The organism is Aequorivita sp. 609 (assembly GCF_014212065.1).
Taxonomy (GTDB): Bacteria; Bacteroidota; Bacteroidia; order Flavobacteriales; family Flavobacteriaceae; genus Aequorivita; species Aequorivita sinensis.
Window position 1 is genome coordinate 442,807 of record NZ_JACJVM010000034.1, and the last position, 14,800, is coordinate 457,606.

Below are 14,800 nucleotides of genomic sequence, written 5' to 3' on the forward strand. Positions count from 1 at the left end.
ATGAAGCTGAAACCATATTATTTAATCTTTTTACTTGTACTAGCCTCTTGTGGAGGAACTAAGTCTGTAACTAACGTAAAACACGCTTCTGCTAAGGAAGTTATTTCTTCCCATAAAATGGCTGCTCCCGAATTTAAAACCATGGCAGGCCGCATGCAGTTGCAGTATGAAGACGAAAAGAAGTCGCAAAGCATAACCGTTAGCTTGCGTATGGAAAAAGATAAAAACATTTGGGTGAAAGCTTCCATCTTAGGAATTACAATTGCAAAAGTGTTGATTACTCCAACAAGCGTTAGCTATTATGAAACAATCGGAAAAACTTATTTTGAGGGGGATTTTGCACTTTTAGGTGAATGGTTGGGTACTCCAATTAATTTTCAGCAAGCACAAAATCTACTTTTAGGGCAATCAATATTTACTTTAAACCCTGGAGATTACACATCTGAGGTGTTTCAAAATAAATTTAAAATTCAACCAAAGCAACAGCCTAAGAATTTCATACATTCACTTTTTATAAACCCTGATAATTTTAAAATAGCTTCAGAAACATTATCGCAACCAGATGACAATCGCATATTAGCAATTCGTTATGGAGACTATCAAAAAGTGGAAGAACAATATTTTCCAAAAAATATAATGATTAATACTTCTGAAAACGAATCGAGTACATTGATTGAAATTACGTTTAGAAAAATTGATTTGAATGTGAACATAGGTTTTCCATTTGATATTCCAGAAGGTTACGAAGAAATTCAACTTAATTAAATGAAGCAATTCTCGACATATATTTTATTATTTTTCTGTTTCCTAACAGTTACTTCTTCCTTTGCACAAATAGACAAACAAAAGGAACTAGAGGAAAAGCGACAAGCTATACTTAAGGAGATTAAGCAAATAAACTCTCTTCTTTTTAAAACTAGAAAAGAAGAAAAATCTGTGCTTTCACAGGTAGAAGATTTAAATCAACGTATTACAGCTTCAGAAAATTTAATTCGAGTTACAAATCAGCAAGCAAACTTGCTTACTCGAAATATTAACGAGAATATCAATAAGATTAGTACCCTTCGGGAGGAGTTAAAAGTGATGAAAGCTGATTATGCAGCCATGATTCAAAAATCGTATAAAAGCAAAAACCAGCAGAGTAGAATAATGTTTCTGCTATCATCTGAAAACTTTTTGCAAGCCTATAAACGCGTTCAGTATATGAAGCAATATGCGGCGTTTAGAAAAAAACAAGGCGAAGGAATAAAAGCAAAAACTGAGGAATTACAACAGCTAAATACAAATTTAATCGATCAGAAAAAGCAGAAACAAAAGCTGATTGCTGAAAATGAAAAGGCAAAACGAAAGCTTACAGAAGAAAGAAAGAACCAACAAGCTCTAATGGCTACCTTAAAGAAGGATGAGGGCAAATTTGTTTCGCAAATACGTGATAAGCAAAAAGAAGCCGATGCTATAGACCGCCAAATTGAAGCTATAATTAGAGCTGCAATTGAAGAGGCTAATAGAATTGCAAGAGAAAAAGCGGCTGCAGAAGCTAAGGCAAAAGGAACTACGGTTACTACTTCAACAAAGAATGAAATAACAAAGCCGGCTAAATCGGAAGAATTTTCATTAACTGCTGAAGACAAGGCGTTGGCAGCGAGTTTTACAAATAACAAAGGAAAACTGCCTTGGCCAGTAGAAAAAGGAATGGTAACTAAGAGTTTTGGTACGCATAGGCATCCACAATTCCCGAATGTTACAACTAATAATAGTGGAGTTGAAATTGCTACAAATGATAACTCTGCTGTGCGTTCTATTTTTGAAGGACAAGTGTTGTCTATACAAATGATAAAAGGTGCCAATAAGGTGATTATTATTCAGCATGGAGACTATTTGTCTGTGTACAGTAATTTGGCTACAGTTTCCGTAAACACAGGCGATAAAGTATCTACCAAACAAACTATTGGTACCGTAGCAAAAAGCGCTACAGAAGGGCGCACGCTATTAAAGTTCTATATCTACAAGAATAAGACAAAAATTAATCCAGCAGATTGGATTTATAGAATGTAGAAAATTTACCTAAGCATTTAAGACCTTCCTTTTAAAGGAGGGTCTTTGCTGAAATTATAATACAAACCTTCACAAACCTCATATATTCATTTTCTGAATATTCCTATACACATTACTAATACGTTTTTAGTTGATTTCCTAAGTATTTGTTGATTGGTTATGGTTTAGATTAAGAGTTTCTAAATAATAAATTTCAACAATTTGCTTCGTTGTCTCTTGTTCGCAGAGCTTCTATTTTAATTAATAGTTTTTTGGAATCGTTGTAAAACCAACAGGTGTGTTATATAGGCCATAAGGCATGTTGGAGTTTTTAGGCATTTGTACTCTCTCTAGCTACTTAATAGTTGAAAATGGTTGTATCAATATAACATATTCATTAATAGCCTTAACCTCATGATTTTTAGGGATTAACACTAAGCTTTAGTAAAGTTGATTCATAAAAAAAGAGACTGTCTTGTTAGACAGCCTCTTTTTGGTTTTTAGAATTTTACTTTTTAAAATTATTACTGTACTATCAGCTTTTTAGTAGCGCTAGTTTTTCCAGACTTTATTTTCACAAAGTAAATACCAGTAGCATAACCAGAAACATTAAGTGTTCCTCTTGATTTACCACTCATTTCATTTTCAGAAATAGTCTGTAGTTTTTGCCCTAAGCTGTTGTATAGTTCAATAGAAACATCGTTTTGAACCGTAGTATTCAAATTGATAACTACTTCACTTGAAGCTGGGTTAGGATACATTGATACATTGCTGAAAATTTCTTTGTTAACACCTAATGTACCATTAACATTTATATTATCTATATAAGTGCTATTTCCGTAACCAGTAATATTTACAAATCTAAATTGAACATTTTCACCTAAATAAGCTGAAAGATCAATTGTTTCTGTACGCCATTGATTCGCTGAACTAGGAACCCAAGATCCAGTAAAATATCCTGGTATTGTAGAAAGATCTAAACCTTGTTTGTAATAGATTTGATCAAAAGTAGCTCCACAATCTGTAGATATATCTACTCTAAATGCGTCAGAGAAACTTGATGAGTATTGCGCTTTGGCAATGTCAAAACTTAAGTTTGCTGTATTCGCGGTTGTTAAATCGATAAACAGAGTTTGTAATATATCTTCTTGTCCGTTGCCGTTATAACTGTTATTATCAACATAAGCAGTTAAAGTAGATGCACCTGTACTTCCAGTAACACTTCTAGGCGTCCAAGTAATACTATTGTCTGGATTAAAGATAGTCCACCCCTCAGGTGGCATTCCGTTTACATCAAACGGCTCTTCGTAATCTAACTGAGCTGCTTCAATTTCTGAATAGAATGTAAGTGCATCCTCATCATTATTTGGGTTTTCATCATCTGGTAAATCTATCGAGACAGTTAAAGTGTATGTTCCACTAGTAGTTATTTCAATTTGCTCTGCAAAATCAAAAATCATAGTTTGACCAGAAGAAAGTGTTTCTGTAAATGTTTCAGTAATAACGCTTCCACTGTCTAATTGATAACTAACATCAAAATTAGTTTGTGAATCTATACCAGTATTTGTCAACTTAGCCGAAACAGTAACAGGTCCTGGATTACAAATCTGATTGAAATCACTTGGAGTATTATTTACTTCAACAGCCACATCATTAGCTAACGTACAGTTAAGAAGTCCACCGTCGTGCTTTCTAGCAACGCTTCTACGTCCTTCCCATCCTTCTGTAGCATTTTTTGCTAAAACTGCATACCATAACGTTGCTTCTGGGTCTGTAATAGGAACAGTGATAGAGTTAGTGTTAGTAGTACCAACAACCTCCATATACTTTTCACCTAGGATATAAAAATCATAAGATTCTGCATCAGTAACTGCATTCCAAGTAAAGGTTGCTGTAGAAGGGCAAACTTGACTTACTAAATACCCTGTTACTAAAGGAGCAATGTCAAAAGTATCATCACTTACATCTTGCGACGAACCATTACTTACACGAATTAATGCTTTACCAGACACTGAGTTTGGTACATTCCATTCGTAGTTAGTAGTCGAGCTAGGAACAGTTGCGATGTTATTCCAGCTGCTTCCATTGTCAATTGAGTACTCAAGTTCAAAACTTGACGTAGTGTTTACAGCTACAGCATCCCAGTGAATAGATTCAGCTTCACCTGGAACTACACTTTCACCTCCATTAGGGTAAGTTACCGTGATGTTTTCAGTAATAACTTCGTATACCACAAAGTACTCTTGTGGTCCAACAGGTACATTAAAACCTGTTACGTTTATGTTGTAGTTTCCTGATGTTGGGTTGTTAATTACAACCTGCTCAACATTATTAAGACGGTCTACACCATTGGTAGCCGGTAAGTTTAATGTTGTTGGGTTTGGAGTTGGATCTAGAATATAAGGTAGGTGATCTGTGTTATTTGGATCTTTTACCACTAAATCTAAGTCGTTTACCAACGCTGGGTTAGCACCTGGAGATGCAGGAGCATCACTCCAATAAACCATAAAACGTACTTGCTTAGTACCTGCAGGAACATTTATTGTGTGGTTGTTTGCATCACCTTGTGAGATAGTGCTAGAAAGGTAACGCTCGTCTTCGATAAGCTTTGCAGCACGAAGTCCGTTTACTATACCGAAACCAAACTTGTAATCAGGTCCAACGTTTCCAGCATCGTTAGCAGTGTTTAATAAAGCCGCTTTAATAAGTGCAGATTGAGGAAGGTCTCCGCCATTTAATCCTGCATAGGCTTCGTATAATTGAGCCGAAACACCAGCAATACCTGGAGCAGCTCCAGAAGTTCCTCCAAAGCTTCGGTAAGTGTTGTTTTCATCTGTAGACATTTGATTCTGACCATTTGCAGCAATATCTGGCTTAATTCTACCATCATGTGCAGGTCCTCTACTACTTGATGACACCAATGAACCGTCAAAATAAACGTTTGCAGTAGCGATTACGTTTTTACCTTGTTTGTGACCCCCTGTAATATTTCCCCATTGGTTTCCAGCTCCATACCCACAGTTGTTTCCATTGGAGTTTCCTGCAGAGAATACGTGAAGAAGGTTAGGGAAATCTTTTGTTTGAGTATCTACAGTACGTGTAATAGAAGTATAACCATCATTACAACCATTACTATATGAAGAGTTTGTGATAACTACATCCCCGCTATTGATAAGTGAAACGGTTGGTCCATCTAAAAAGCTTGGTATGTAATTTACTACGTGAAGTGTTGAACCAGCAGCCATACCTCTGTACGAAGGGTTTAAGTTTCCTGCTCCAGACATAATTCCTGAAACACCATCACCGTGGTTCTGGCCTGTACCACTAGCTTGTGAGTTGTCTATTCTTCCTTGAAAATCGATATGAGGTCCTACGATACCATCATCACGGCATAATACGCCAATTCCCTCACCTGTGTAGTTTCTACCTGCAGTAGTTTGAGTATCTAAATTACTTGAACGGTGAAGACTTCTACCACGAGTATCATCTGGAACAGAAGGAGCTGGAATTAACTCAATCCATTTTACAAATGAAAGATTTGCAAGGTCCTCTAAGCAGTTGTTTGGAATAGAAAGTTCTATATTGTTAGCGCCTTTGTATTGTTGCTTTACTGCAATTTGTCTTTGAGCTAACTCTTGAATAACTTGATCTGCTGAAATATTTTTGTGAAACTCTAAAGTCACTAAAATGTTATCCCCATCCATAGCCCAATACTCATAAGGAGGGTTTTGTAATTCCTTAGAAAGTTTTGCATTTCCATTCACAGCTACAATAGAACGTACTCCGTTATTTCTTAAAAAATCTACAGAAGTATTTTTTGGGAAATAGAATAAGTATGTGTTGTGAGGAATGTACTCAATTAATTCTAAGTTTTTTTGTTTAAAAGCATCTTGAACAGATTGCTTTGGAGTTTCATAAAATTGAACCCAACCTACATAGCCTTCAGCCATTTTAGCTGATACAGGAAGTTGGCTCCATTTAAAGCTTGAGATATTTTCAGGCATCTCATAATTTTCGCCCTGAAAATTGATGTTGTAATTGTTTTGCCCAAAGGAAGTCGAAAAGACAAATATTAAGGCAAAAAACAAAAAAAGTTTTAACCGGGGAAGCGTAGTTTTTTTCATAATTGCAATTAAGTTAATAATAAATTCATAAGGATTTCTACTAAAAGATTCCAAATATATTTATTAACCTTTAAAAGCAATCAAGATTTCGCAGAAATATTCTACTTTAACAATTAAAATGCCTTAAAATACAACGAAACTTAACCTTCTCAGTGTAAGTTTATTGAAAGATAGATTTAAGCTCTATAGCATCGTTAGGCTTCATTTTTCCAGCTAAGACTAAACTTAGTTGTTTGCGGCGTAAAGCAGCGGCAAAACGCTCTTTTTCCAACTCAGTTTCTGGAATTAGTTCAGGGACTCTTACAGGATGCCCCATTTCATCGACAGCCACAAAAGTATAAATCGCTTCATTTGAAAGACTCTTTTCGCCACTTTCACGATCTTCAATAAAGACATCCATATAAACTTCCATCGAACTTTTGAAAGCTCTAGAAACTTTAGCTTCAACGGTAACTACACTTCCTAAAGGAATCATTTTATTGAAAGCTACGTGATTTACTGAAGCTGTTACGACAATTCTTCTACTGTGTCTACGCGCGGCAATACTAGCGGCTCTGTCCATTCGAGCTAGAAGCTCTCCTCCAAACATATTTCCAATTGGATTGGTTTCACTAGGCAAAACCATATCTGTATAAATAGTAAGTGATTCTTTGGCTTTTTTTGGTTGCATTAGATGGTTTTTTGGCAAAGATATCTAAGTTAAAAGTAAAAGAATAGAAAAAAGAGAAATATGGGTAAACTTTATCTGAGTGTTGTAAAATTATTTAAGCTCTTGCACTAACATCCAAGCATCTGCATTCTCGTTGGCTTGAATTTGATAGAGCTTTTTTAAAGCTTCCGAACGACTTTCAAAACTTGCATATAAAACTTGATGGAGTCCGTATTTAGAGGCTTGCATTTTAAAAGGAGAGTACCCTTTTTCGCGTAATTCGTCCATTTTTTTAACTGCATTTTCTTCAAGTCTGTAAGCACCAGCTACAATATGATAGTTTCCGGTATGCTTTGGAAGATTTAGACTTAAAACTGGAAGTGGATTTGAAATTACAAAAGTTGCTTCCTGAATTTGATTTTCAATAAGTGAATTTGCTTTTTGGCGTTCAGCATAATTAAACTCCTGAATTTGAGATTCATAAATCTTCATGCTACCTAAACCAACTGCGGAAAGAGCAATTACTGCAATTGCGGCATATTTAAGATATGGTTTTGAAGATTTTCTCTCGGTATTTAAAACTATAGGCTCTTTTTCTTTTTGAGATTTAGACTCCTCTTTATAGATCTCACGATTTATTTCTTCTGAAACAAATGTAGAAAGTCCAAACGACGAGGTGCTAAAGTTTTGATGTTGAACAGGCTCAAACTGAATTGATTTTTCTTCATTCAACGAAAACTCACCTATGTTTTTAAAAGAAACTTCTTTTCCTTCCAATAAATCTCTAGAAACTTCCGCAGTAAAGTTTCTTATTTTTTGAAGTGCTGTTTCATAACTGCACTTGTCAACCGAAGCCACATAATTAGCAAGTAAACCATCATTAGCCTGTAATTGTCTGTTGAACGAAACAATTTTAGAAGGCGGATGAAATGTGTTAGTATTACTATCGATATAAGCAGATTTTTGGCGGGTTAAAAAAGCGCCAAAACCTGGGATAATAACGCATTCATAGCGGTATAATAAATCGTTTATGTAGGTAATTAGTTGCATTGAAACAAAGTTAGTTATTTTATGATGAGGTTCAAGTTATCAGTTAAAAAATTATCAACATCTTTTACAAAATGATTATTAGATACTTTTTTTGTTAGAATTCATTCATAATAACTTGCAGATAGTTAGGTAGATAAGCTTAAAGTGAAAAAATATTGTAATTTTAAGAGTCTGTGAGGTTTTAAAAATTACCATTATGCTTTCAAAAAATGAACTTCGTTATACTCTTGCTTTACAGCGAATTCCAAATTTGGGCGATATTTCCGCAAAAAAGTTATTGCGAAAAACAGGTTCTGCCGAAGCAATTTTTAAAGAAAAGAAATCTAATCTCGCCAAAATTGATGGCATCGGATTGTCGAAATTAAGGGAAATAAACCTGAATAAACAATTAGAAGAAGCTGATGAAGAACTTCAGTTTATTGAGGCCAATAATATTGAGTATAGTTATTTTCAAGACAAAACTTATCCCGAGAAACTGAAACACTGCATAGACGGCCCAATTTTACTTTTTCACAAGGGTAATATCGATTTAGTTGGAAAACGTATAATTAGTATCGTTGGCACGCGAAGAATCACGAGTTATGGCAATGCTATTTGTCAACAGTTAATTGAAGACCTCGCTCCATTAAACCCTGTTATTGTTTCTGGTTTGGCTTACGGGGTTGATATTTGCGCTCATAAAGCCGCAATAGATAATAATTTGCAAAATATAGCATGTCTCGCTCATGGGTTAAATCAAATGTATCCTAAAGATCACAAACGCTATGCTTCGAAAATTGAAGAAAACGGAGGCTTTATAACTGAATTTTGGAGTAGTGATGCTTTTGATAGAAATAACTTCCTAAAAAGAAACAGGATAATTGCTGGTCTTTCAGAAGCGACGGTTGTAATAGAATCTGCCGAAAAAGGGGGGAGTTTAGTTACTGCAGATATAGCACAATCATATAATCGAGAAGTTTTTGCAATTCCAGGAAGAGCTACAGACAAGCAGAGTAAGGGTTGTAATAATTTAATAAAGCAACAAAAAGCTCATTTAATAACAAGCGCTGCAGATATAATTTACCTATTAGGCTGGGAAATTCAAGAAAATAAGAAATCTAAACAAACTCAGCTTTTTGTTGAACTAGATGAGGAGGAAAAGGTTATTTTTCGATATCTAAAAGATAAAGAAAAAGAAATGCTAGATGTAATCGCCTTGGAATGTAATATTCCCGCATATAAAACAGCTAGCATTCTTATGAATATGGAGATAAAGGGCGTAGTGCGCCCTTTGCCTGGAAAATTATTTCAGTTGGTCTAGTAGCCTACTTTCTCTCTTACTCTTTTTAAAACTCCATCGGCAACTTTACGTGCTTTTTCTGCACCCGCTGCAAGTGCTGCATCAACTTCATCAAGATTTTCCATAAAGTAGTTGTAGCGTTTACGTTCTTCAGAGAACTTCTCAATAATTAATTCAAATAGCGCTTGTTTTGCGTGACCATACCCGTAGTTTCCGCCTTCGTAGTTTTTACGCATTTGCGCAATTTCTTCAGGAGTGGCTAATAACTTATAAATATTGTAAACATTACAAGTATCTGGGTTTTTAGGTTCTTCCAATGGAGTGCTATCGGTTTCTATAGCCATTACTTGCTTTCGCAGCTTTTTGTCAGCCAAAAAGATATTGATATAATTATTTTTCGATTTACTCATTTTTGAACCATCGGTACCTGGAACATACATAGTTTCTTCTCGCACTTGTCCTTTAGGCATTACGAATGTTTCGCCCATTTGAGTATGGAAACGAGAGGCTACATCGCGAGTTATTTCAATGTGTTGCATTTGATCTTTCCCAACAGGTACTATTTCGGCATCGTATAATAAAATATCTGCCGCCATTAGCATCGGGTAAGTGAAAAGTCCAGCGTTTACATCTTCAAGACGGTCTGCTTTGTCTTTGAAAGAATGTGCTAAAGTAAGACGTTGAAAAGGAAAAAAGCAGTTTAAGTACCAAGTGAGCTCTGTTGTTTGTGGAACATCGCTTTGTCTATAAAATATTACACGATTTACATCAAGACCTAAAGCAAGCCAAGTTGCCGCTGTACTGTAGGTGTTTGCGCGAAGCGTTTTAGCGTTTTTAATTTGGGTTAACGAATGCATATCTGCAATAAACAAGAACGATTCGTTTTTTGGATCATTCGCCATTTCTATGGCGGGAATTAAAGCACCCAATAAATTTCCTAAGTGAGGTGTACCTGTGCTTTGGATTCCTGTAAGTATTCTAGACATTGTTATAAAAAATTTTAGCAAAGGTACCTTTTTTCAATAATTTGCATACTTCAAATATGTACTTTTGACCCTGATGAAATTATTTGAACAGATATTTGCGACATTCTATCGTATTTGGTTTTATATAATAATAGCATTTGCTACAATTTTACTTTTTCCTTTTCTACTAATAAGTATTTTAAAAAGCTCCTGGTATCCATTCTTTTTCAAGGTGGCACGAGTTTGGTCAATAATAATTATATATGGAATAGGGTGTTATCCGGTTATTAAAAGAGATGTAAAATATCAAAAAGGCAGAAGCTATATGTTTGTTGCAAACCATACCTCAATGACGGATATAATGCTAATGTTTTATACTGCTAAAAATCCGTTTGTATTTGTTGGTAAAAAGGAGTTGGCAAAAATACCTCTATTCGGATATATCTATAAACACACCTGTATTTTGGTTGATCGCGGTAATACTAAAAGTAGGGTGGAAGCTTTTCGCAGAGCAGAAAAAAGACTAAATGAAGGGTTAAGTGTATGTATTTTCCCTGAAGGAGGAGTGCCAGACGACTTGTCTATTCTTTTAGATGAATTTAAAGATGGGGCTTTTAGATTGTCTATTGAACATAAAATCCCAATAGCGCCTATGACGTTTCATGATAATAAGAAACGTTTTCCATACTCTTTTTTTAAGGGAGGTCCTGGGAAAATGCGCGTAAGAGTTCACAATCTATTCGAAACCGAAAACTTAGAAATGACCGATCGTAAGGAATTGAAAAACGCAACTCGAGAAGTGATTTTGAATGAGTTGTTGAAGCCCACAGTTTAACCTCAATTTTTTATAACTCAAAAAAACCATCCTATGGCTAAGAACGGTTTTTTCAATGGTTGATTTTTAATCAAACGCAATCAACTTAAAACTAACTTAAAACTTGAAGCTTATTCCGCTGTACACTCCTAAATAATACGGTTTAAAGTTTACAGAAGAATCGGTATATGGATTGAGCTGGTATTTAAACATAGGCTCAATATTAAAAGTAAATTTCTTAGATAATTTGTAATCTAGTCCTAATCCAATATTAGTTGAAAAGCTTACATCTGAAAGGTTATTAGCTTCTCCTAGTACAGTGCTAAAGTTATCTGCTTTTACAGAAATTTCATTATTCCCTAAAACTAAAGTGCTTAATCCACCTATCAGGTTTACTCCTAATCGAGTGTCTAATAGTGAGTATTTAAGTTCAACAGGAATTTCATAATAATTTATGTTTTGTATCACCCTAGCGTTTCCTTGAGTAGATTTTAGATTGATGTTTTCAAAACCTCCTGAAGGAGCAGAGCTATGAAAAGTTGATTTTGAAACTACAGTCGTAACAATTTGCTTTCCACCATAGTCTACAGTCCTTAGTGCAGATGATACTGGGCCAGTACCTACCAAAATATCGGAAGTGCTATAGCTTAAATCTACATTGTTCAGTCCGGTTCGAACACTTAAGCGGTTGCTAACAGCGTAACTAACTTGTACGCCATAGCTCATATTTACATCTCCTTTTTGTGGATTGTCTGTAAATGTTGGGTCTATAGAGGATCCGTTACCTAAACTGCTGTAATAAACTGGAGCTACATTTGGTGCTATCTTCCAGCGATGTTCTGGTTTTTGTTTCTTTTTCTTTTGTGATTCATCTTCTTCAATATTTTCAGCAATGGCATCGAATATTGATTTTTTAACTACCGAATCTTGTTTAATCTCTGCTTCAGCCTTCACTAAACCGTTTTCTGTATCCGTTGGAATGACTTTCGAGTTTACATCTTTTGATTTGTCAATCTCAGCGACTCCTTCATTATTTTTAATAATGATTTCCTTTTCGGAATTAATGAATTTATCAGCAGCTTTCTTTTCAGTTTTGTCTAGTGTGGTTTTTTCTGATAGATTTTGTGAAGTGGCAATTCCTTCATTCAACTCTTTTGTTGAAATATTCTTAGAAATATGACTTTCTGAATTAGTTTGCTTTTGAATTGCTTTTTCCTTTTCAGAATTGCTTGAAGCAACTACTATATTGGTAGCTTTTTCTGAAGTTCCCTTAACTGTTTTATTTGAAGCTCTGGTTTCATTTTTATCCTTCGCATCAATTTTTTCTGAAGAATTTGAATTTTGAGTTGTAATATCTTCAGTAGCTACTTTAGCGTTTTGGATTTCTGATGCTGATCTAGTTTTCTGAAGATTTTTATTGTTTTGCTCAAAGTTTTCATTGGTGATTTGCTCACCATCCATTATATCAGGAGAATTGTAAAGAGAATTGCCAACAGTTAAGAGCAGAGCAAGTAACGCAGCAACACCGCCAAGTTTTATCCATAACGGAATAACTTTGCGTTCTTTTTTCTCCTTGTTGAGCTCCGCTTGAATGTTTTCCCAAACGCGCGGCGAAGGAGTGGCTTCAAGATTTTTGAAACCTTCTTTAAAAATGTTGTCTATGTCTTTCTTTTCTTTCATTAGTATCGCTGACTTTCGGCTTTTATTTTAAAACTTAACTGTCAGTTTTTTTAATAAACCCCTACCCAATTAAAAGCAGGGGATATATTACTCTAAACAATTCAATAATGCATTAAGTGTTATAGTTTTTAGCATCATACTCTTCAATCTTATTTTTCAATATCATTCTAGCGCGTGCTAGGTTAGATTTAGACGTTCCGTCGCTAATACCTAACATTTCGGCAATCTCTTTATGCTGATAGCCATCCAAAACATACATACTAAAGACCAATCTATATCTGTCTGGCAATTCTTGTACAATTTTCAACAAAAAATCCAATGGAATTTCTTCGCTATCAATTTCTACTTCTGCCTCATCTTCAATCTGGCCTTCGTCTACAATTTCAAAATTACGCTGTTTCCGGTATTTTTGAAGTACAGTATTCACGGTTACCCGTTTCATCCATCCTTCAAAAGAACCTTTGCCTTTATATTGCTCAACCTTTTTAAAAATGGTTATAAATGCATCTTGCAAATTGTCTTCTGCCTCTGTGTAATTAGGCGAATAGCGAAGACAAATAGCAAATAGGATTCTGTTGTACTTTTCGTACAATTCGCCTTGTGCCTTTGCATTCTGCTTTTTGCATTGTTGTATGAGCTCTTCTAAAGTCAATTGCGGTACCGTGAATTAACATTAAGTTGTAAATACCTCTATATTTTTAGAGGGCAACCGTAAATATTCAAGGTTCCTACGTTGTGTAGATGCCACAGTATCAAAAGGGTTGCGTGGTTCTTTGAAAAATTTATTGATTTAATGCTGCAATGGCGTCTTTAATTTTTACTTCCAATTCTTCCATTAGCTCTGGGTTGTCTAATAAAAGTCTTTTAACTGCGTCACGGCCTTGTCCTAGTTTTGTATCGTCGTAGCTAAACCAAGAACCTGCTTTTTTAACGATTTCGAAGTCAACCCCAAGGTCGATAATCTCCCCGACTTTAGAGATTCCTTCACCATACATAATGTCAAATTCAGCTTGTTTGAATGGTGGAGCTACTTTGTTTTTTACAACTTTAACCCTGGTTTTATTACCGGTAGCATTACTGTCGGTATCCTTAATTTGTGTAGAGCGACGAATGTCTAATCGAACAGAAGCATAGAACTTTAAGGCGTTACCACCTGTTGTGGTTTCAGGGTTTCCAAACATTACACCAATCTTTTCACGCAATTGGTTAATGAAGATTACCGTACATTTTGTCTTACTGATAGAACCTGTAAGTTTTCGTAGTGCTTGGCTCATTAAACGTGCGTGAAGCCCCATTTTACTGTCTCCCATTTCGCCTTCAATTTCACTTTTTGGCGTCAAAGCTGCAACCGAGTCAATAACCACGATATCGATAGCCCCACTTCTAATTAGATTATCGGCAATTTCTAATGCTTGTTCCCCATTATCAGGTTGAGAAATAATAAGGTTTTCAATATCTACCCCAAGTTTTTCGGCATATACACGATCAAAAGCGTGCTCTGCATCGATAAATGCTGCAATACCTCCTTTTTTCTGAGCTTCTGCCATTGCGTGAAGCGTTAAAGTAGTTTTACCAGAAGATTCTGGCCCGTAAATTTCAATAACTCTTCCACGTGGATAGCCGCCAACGCCTAAAGCCACATCCAAACCAAGGGAACCTGTTGGGATTACGTCTACATCTTCTACGGCACTATCGCCCATTTTCATTACGGTACCTTTACCGTAAGTTTTGTCAAGTTTATCAAGTGTAAGCTTTAAAGCTTTAAGTTTTGCGTCTTTTTCAGTGCTCATTTTCAATGTGTTTAATGATAGAATTTTAATTAGCTAAGATACTATATCTTCAGGCGAAGGGCAAAAATAATATGGAATAGGTAGGTGTTTTTGTTAACAAATTTGAAAGCTAGAAGTTTGGCTTGTAAAAACTAAGCTTGCATCAATTTAAATATTTAAACAATTGTAAATTAGGTTTTTATGACAACCGCTTTATATTTGATAATCTTTTTAAAATTGTAATAGAGGAGGTTGTTGATTTCCTTTATTCTATTCGGAATTAATTTTTAAAATTTTTTATAGTTGCAAGTCTATTTTCAATTTTAAAATAAAAATCACTTCCTATTAGATCTTTAAAGTAGTTGTTGATAGTATTAATTCTTGACTTTCTTCCGTTTTTTACAAAAACTATTACCTTTGCAGCTTTAAAAATCAA

At 35.1% G+C, this 14,800-nt stretch carries 11 protein-coding genes; 4 read left to right on the forward strand and 7 right to left on the reverse strand.

The genetic code is table 11. The features are described from left to right. Both H4O20_RS11455 and H4O20_RS11460 read left to right on the forward strand, forming a co-directional pair. Nucleotides 1-765 carry a DUF4292 domain-containing protein gene (locus H4O20_RS11455; RefSeq protein WP_185099321.1) on the forward strand — a complete coding sequence of 255 codons (765 nt, stop codon included), beginning with the start codon at nt 1-3 and terminating at the stop codon, nt 763-765. Continuing rightward, nucleotides 766-2,055, forward strand: coding sequence for a murein hydrolase activator EnvC (locus tag H4O20_RS11460; protein WP_185099322.1), 1,290 nt, complete (start codon nt 766-768; stop codon nt 2,053-2,055). Between the two features lie 503 nt (nt 2,056-2,558). Here the strand turns inward: H4O20_RS11460 and H4O20_RS11465 are convergent. The 3 genes from H4O20_RS11465 to H4O20_RS11475 form a co-directional block, all read right to left on the reverse strand. Then, on the reverse strand, nt 2,559-6,038 hold the full coding sequence (locus H4O20_RS11465) for a S8 family serine peptidase (protein WP_260402666.1): 3,480 nt from the start codon (nt 6,036-6,038) through the stop codon (nt 2,559-2,561). A gap of 280 nt (nt 6,039-6,318) precedes the next feature. Beyond that, the gene (locus tag H4O20_RS11470; protein WP_185099324.1) at nt 6,319-6,828 is read right to left on the reverse strand and encodes an acyl-CoA thioesterase; all 510 of its coding nucleotides are present in this window, start codon (nt 6,826-6,828) and stop codon (nt 6,319-6,321) included. 90 nt (nt 6,829-6,918) lie between these two features. After that, nucleotides 6,919-7,857: an SPOR domain-containing protein gene (locus tag H4O20_RS11475; protein WP_185099325.1), complete on the reverse strand. Its 939-nt coding sequence runs from the start codon at nt 7,855-7,857 to the stop codon at nt 6,919-6,921. Nucleotides 7,858-8,053: 196 nt separating this feature from the next. Here H4O20_RS11475 and dprA point away from each other — a divergent pair, with 196 nt between their 5' ends. Then, nucleotides 8,054-9,157, forward strand: a complete 1,104-nt coding sequence (gene dprA / locus H4O20_RS11480) for a DNA-processing protein DprA (RefSeq protein ID WP_185099326.1) — start codon at nt 8,054-8,056, stop codon at nt 9,155-9,157. Here dprA and trpS read toward each other — a convergent pair. After that, nucleotides 9,154-10,122 carry a tryptophan--tRNA ligase gene (gene trpS, locus H4O20_RS11485; RefSeq protein WP_139854277.1) on the reverse strand — a complete coding sequence of 323 codons (969 nt, stop codon included), beginning with the start codon at nt 10,120-10,122 and terminating at the stop codon, nt 9,154-9,156. The genes dprA and trpS overlap by 4 nt on opposite strands. Before the next feature lie 73 nt (nt 10,123-10,195). Here trpS and H4O20_RS11490 point away from each other — a divergent pair, with 73 nt between their 5' ends. Continuing rightward, a complete protein-coding gene (locus H4O20_RS11490) occupies nt 10,196-10,936 on the forward strand; it encodes a 1-acyl-sn-glycerol-3-phosphate acyltransferase (RefSeq protein WP_185099327.1) in 741 nt (246 codons plus the stop codon). A 96-nt stretch (nt 10,937-11,032) separates the two neighbouring features. Here the strand turns inward: H4O20_RS11490 and H4O20_RS11495 are convergent, their stop codons facing one another. From H4O20_RS11495 to recA, 3 genes are all read right to left on the reverse strand, one after another. Continuing rightward, nucleotides 11,033-12,595: an outer membrane beta-barrel protein gene (locus H4O20_RS11495; RefSeq protein WP_185099328.1), complete on the reverse strand. Its 1,563-nt coding sequence runs from the start codon at nt 12,593-12,595 to the stop codon at nt 11,033-11,035. 112 nt (nt 12,596-12,707) lie between these two features. Then, nucleotides 12,708-13,247, reverse strand: a complete 540-nt coding sequence (locus tag H4O20_RS11500) for an RNA polymerase sigma factor (RefSeq protein ID WP_185099329.1) — start codon at nt 13,245-13,247, stop codon at nt 12,708-12,710. Nucleotides 13,248-13,377: 130 nt separating this feature from the next. Continuing rightward, the gene (recA, locus tag H4O20_RS11505) at nt 13,378-14,385 is read right to left on the reverse strand and encodes a recombinase RecA (protein ID WP_139854281.1); all 1,008 of its coding nucleotides are present in this window, start codon (nt 14,383-14,385) and stop codon (nt 13,378-13,380) included. Between the last annotated feature and the right edge of the window lie 415 nt (nt 14,386-14,800).

Bases quoted from the DNA above. Each gene is read 5' to 3' on its own strand.
- trpS (WP_139854277.1), bottom strand. From the start codon at position 10,122: ATGTCTAGAATACTTACAGGAATCCAAAGCACAGGTACACCTCACTTA.
- H4O20_RS11465 (WP_260402666.1), bottom strand. From the start codon at position 6,038: ATGCCTGAAAATATCTCAAGCTTTAAATGGAGCCAACTTCCTGTATCA.
- H4O20_RS11470 (WP_185099324.1), bottom strand. From the start codon at position 6,828: ATGCAACCAAAAAAAGCCAAAGAATCACTTACTATTTATACAGATATG.
- H4O20_RS11455 (WP_185099321.1), top strand. From the start codon at position 1: ATGAAGCTGAAACCATATTATTTAATCTTTTTACTTGTACTAGCCTCT.
- H4O20_RS11475 (WP_185099325.1), bottom strand. From the start codon at position 7,857: ATGCAACTAATTACCTACATAAACGATTTATTATACCGCTATGAATGC.
- H4O20_RS11460 (WP_185099322.1), top strand. From the start codon at position 766: ATGAAGCAATTCTCGACATATATTTTATTATTTTTCTGTTTCCTAACA.
- H4O20_RS11495 (WP_185099328.1), bottom strand. From the start codon at position 12,595: ATGAAAGAAAAGAAAGACATAGACAACATTTTTAAAGAAGGTTTCAAA.
- H4O20_RS11490 (WP_185099327.1), top strand. From the start codon at position 10,196: ATGAAATTATTTGAACAGATATTTGCGACATTCTATCGTATTTGGTTT.
- dprA (WP_185099326.1), top strand. From the start codon at position 8,054: ATGCTTTCAAAAAATGAACTTCGTTATACTCTTGCTTTACAGCGAATT.
- recA (WP_139854281.1), bottom strand. From the start codon at position 14,385: ATGAGCACTGAAAAAGACGCAAAACTTAAAGCTTTAAAGCTTACACTT.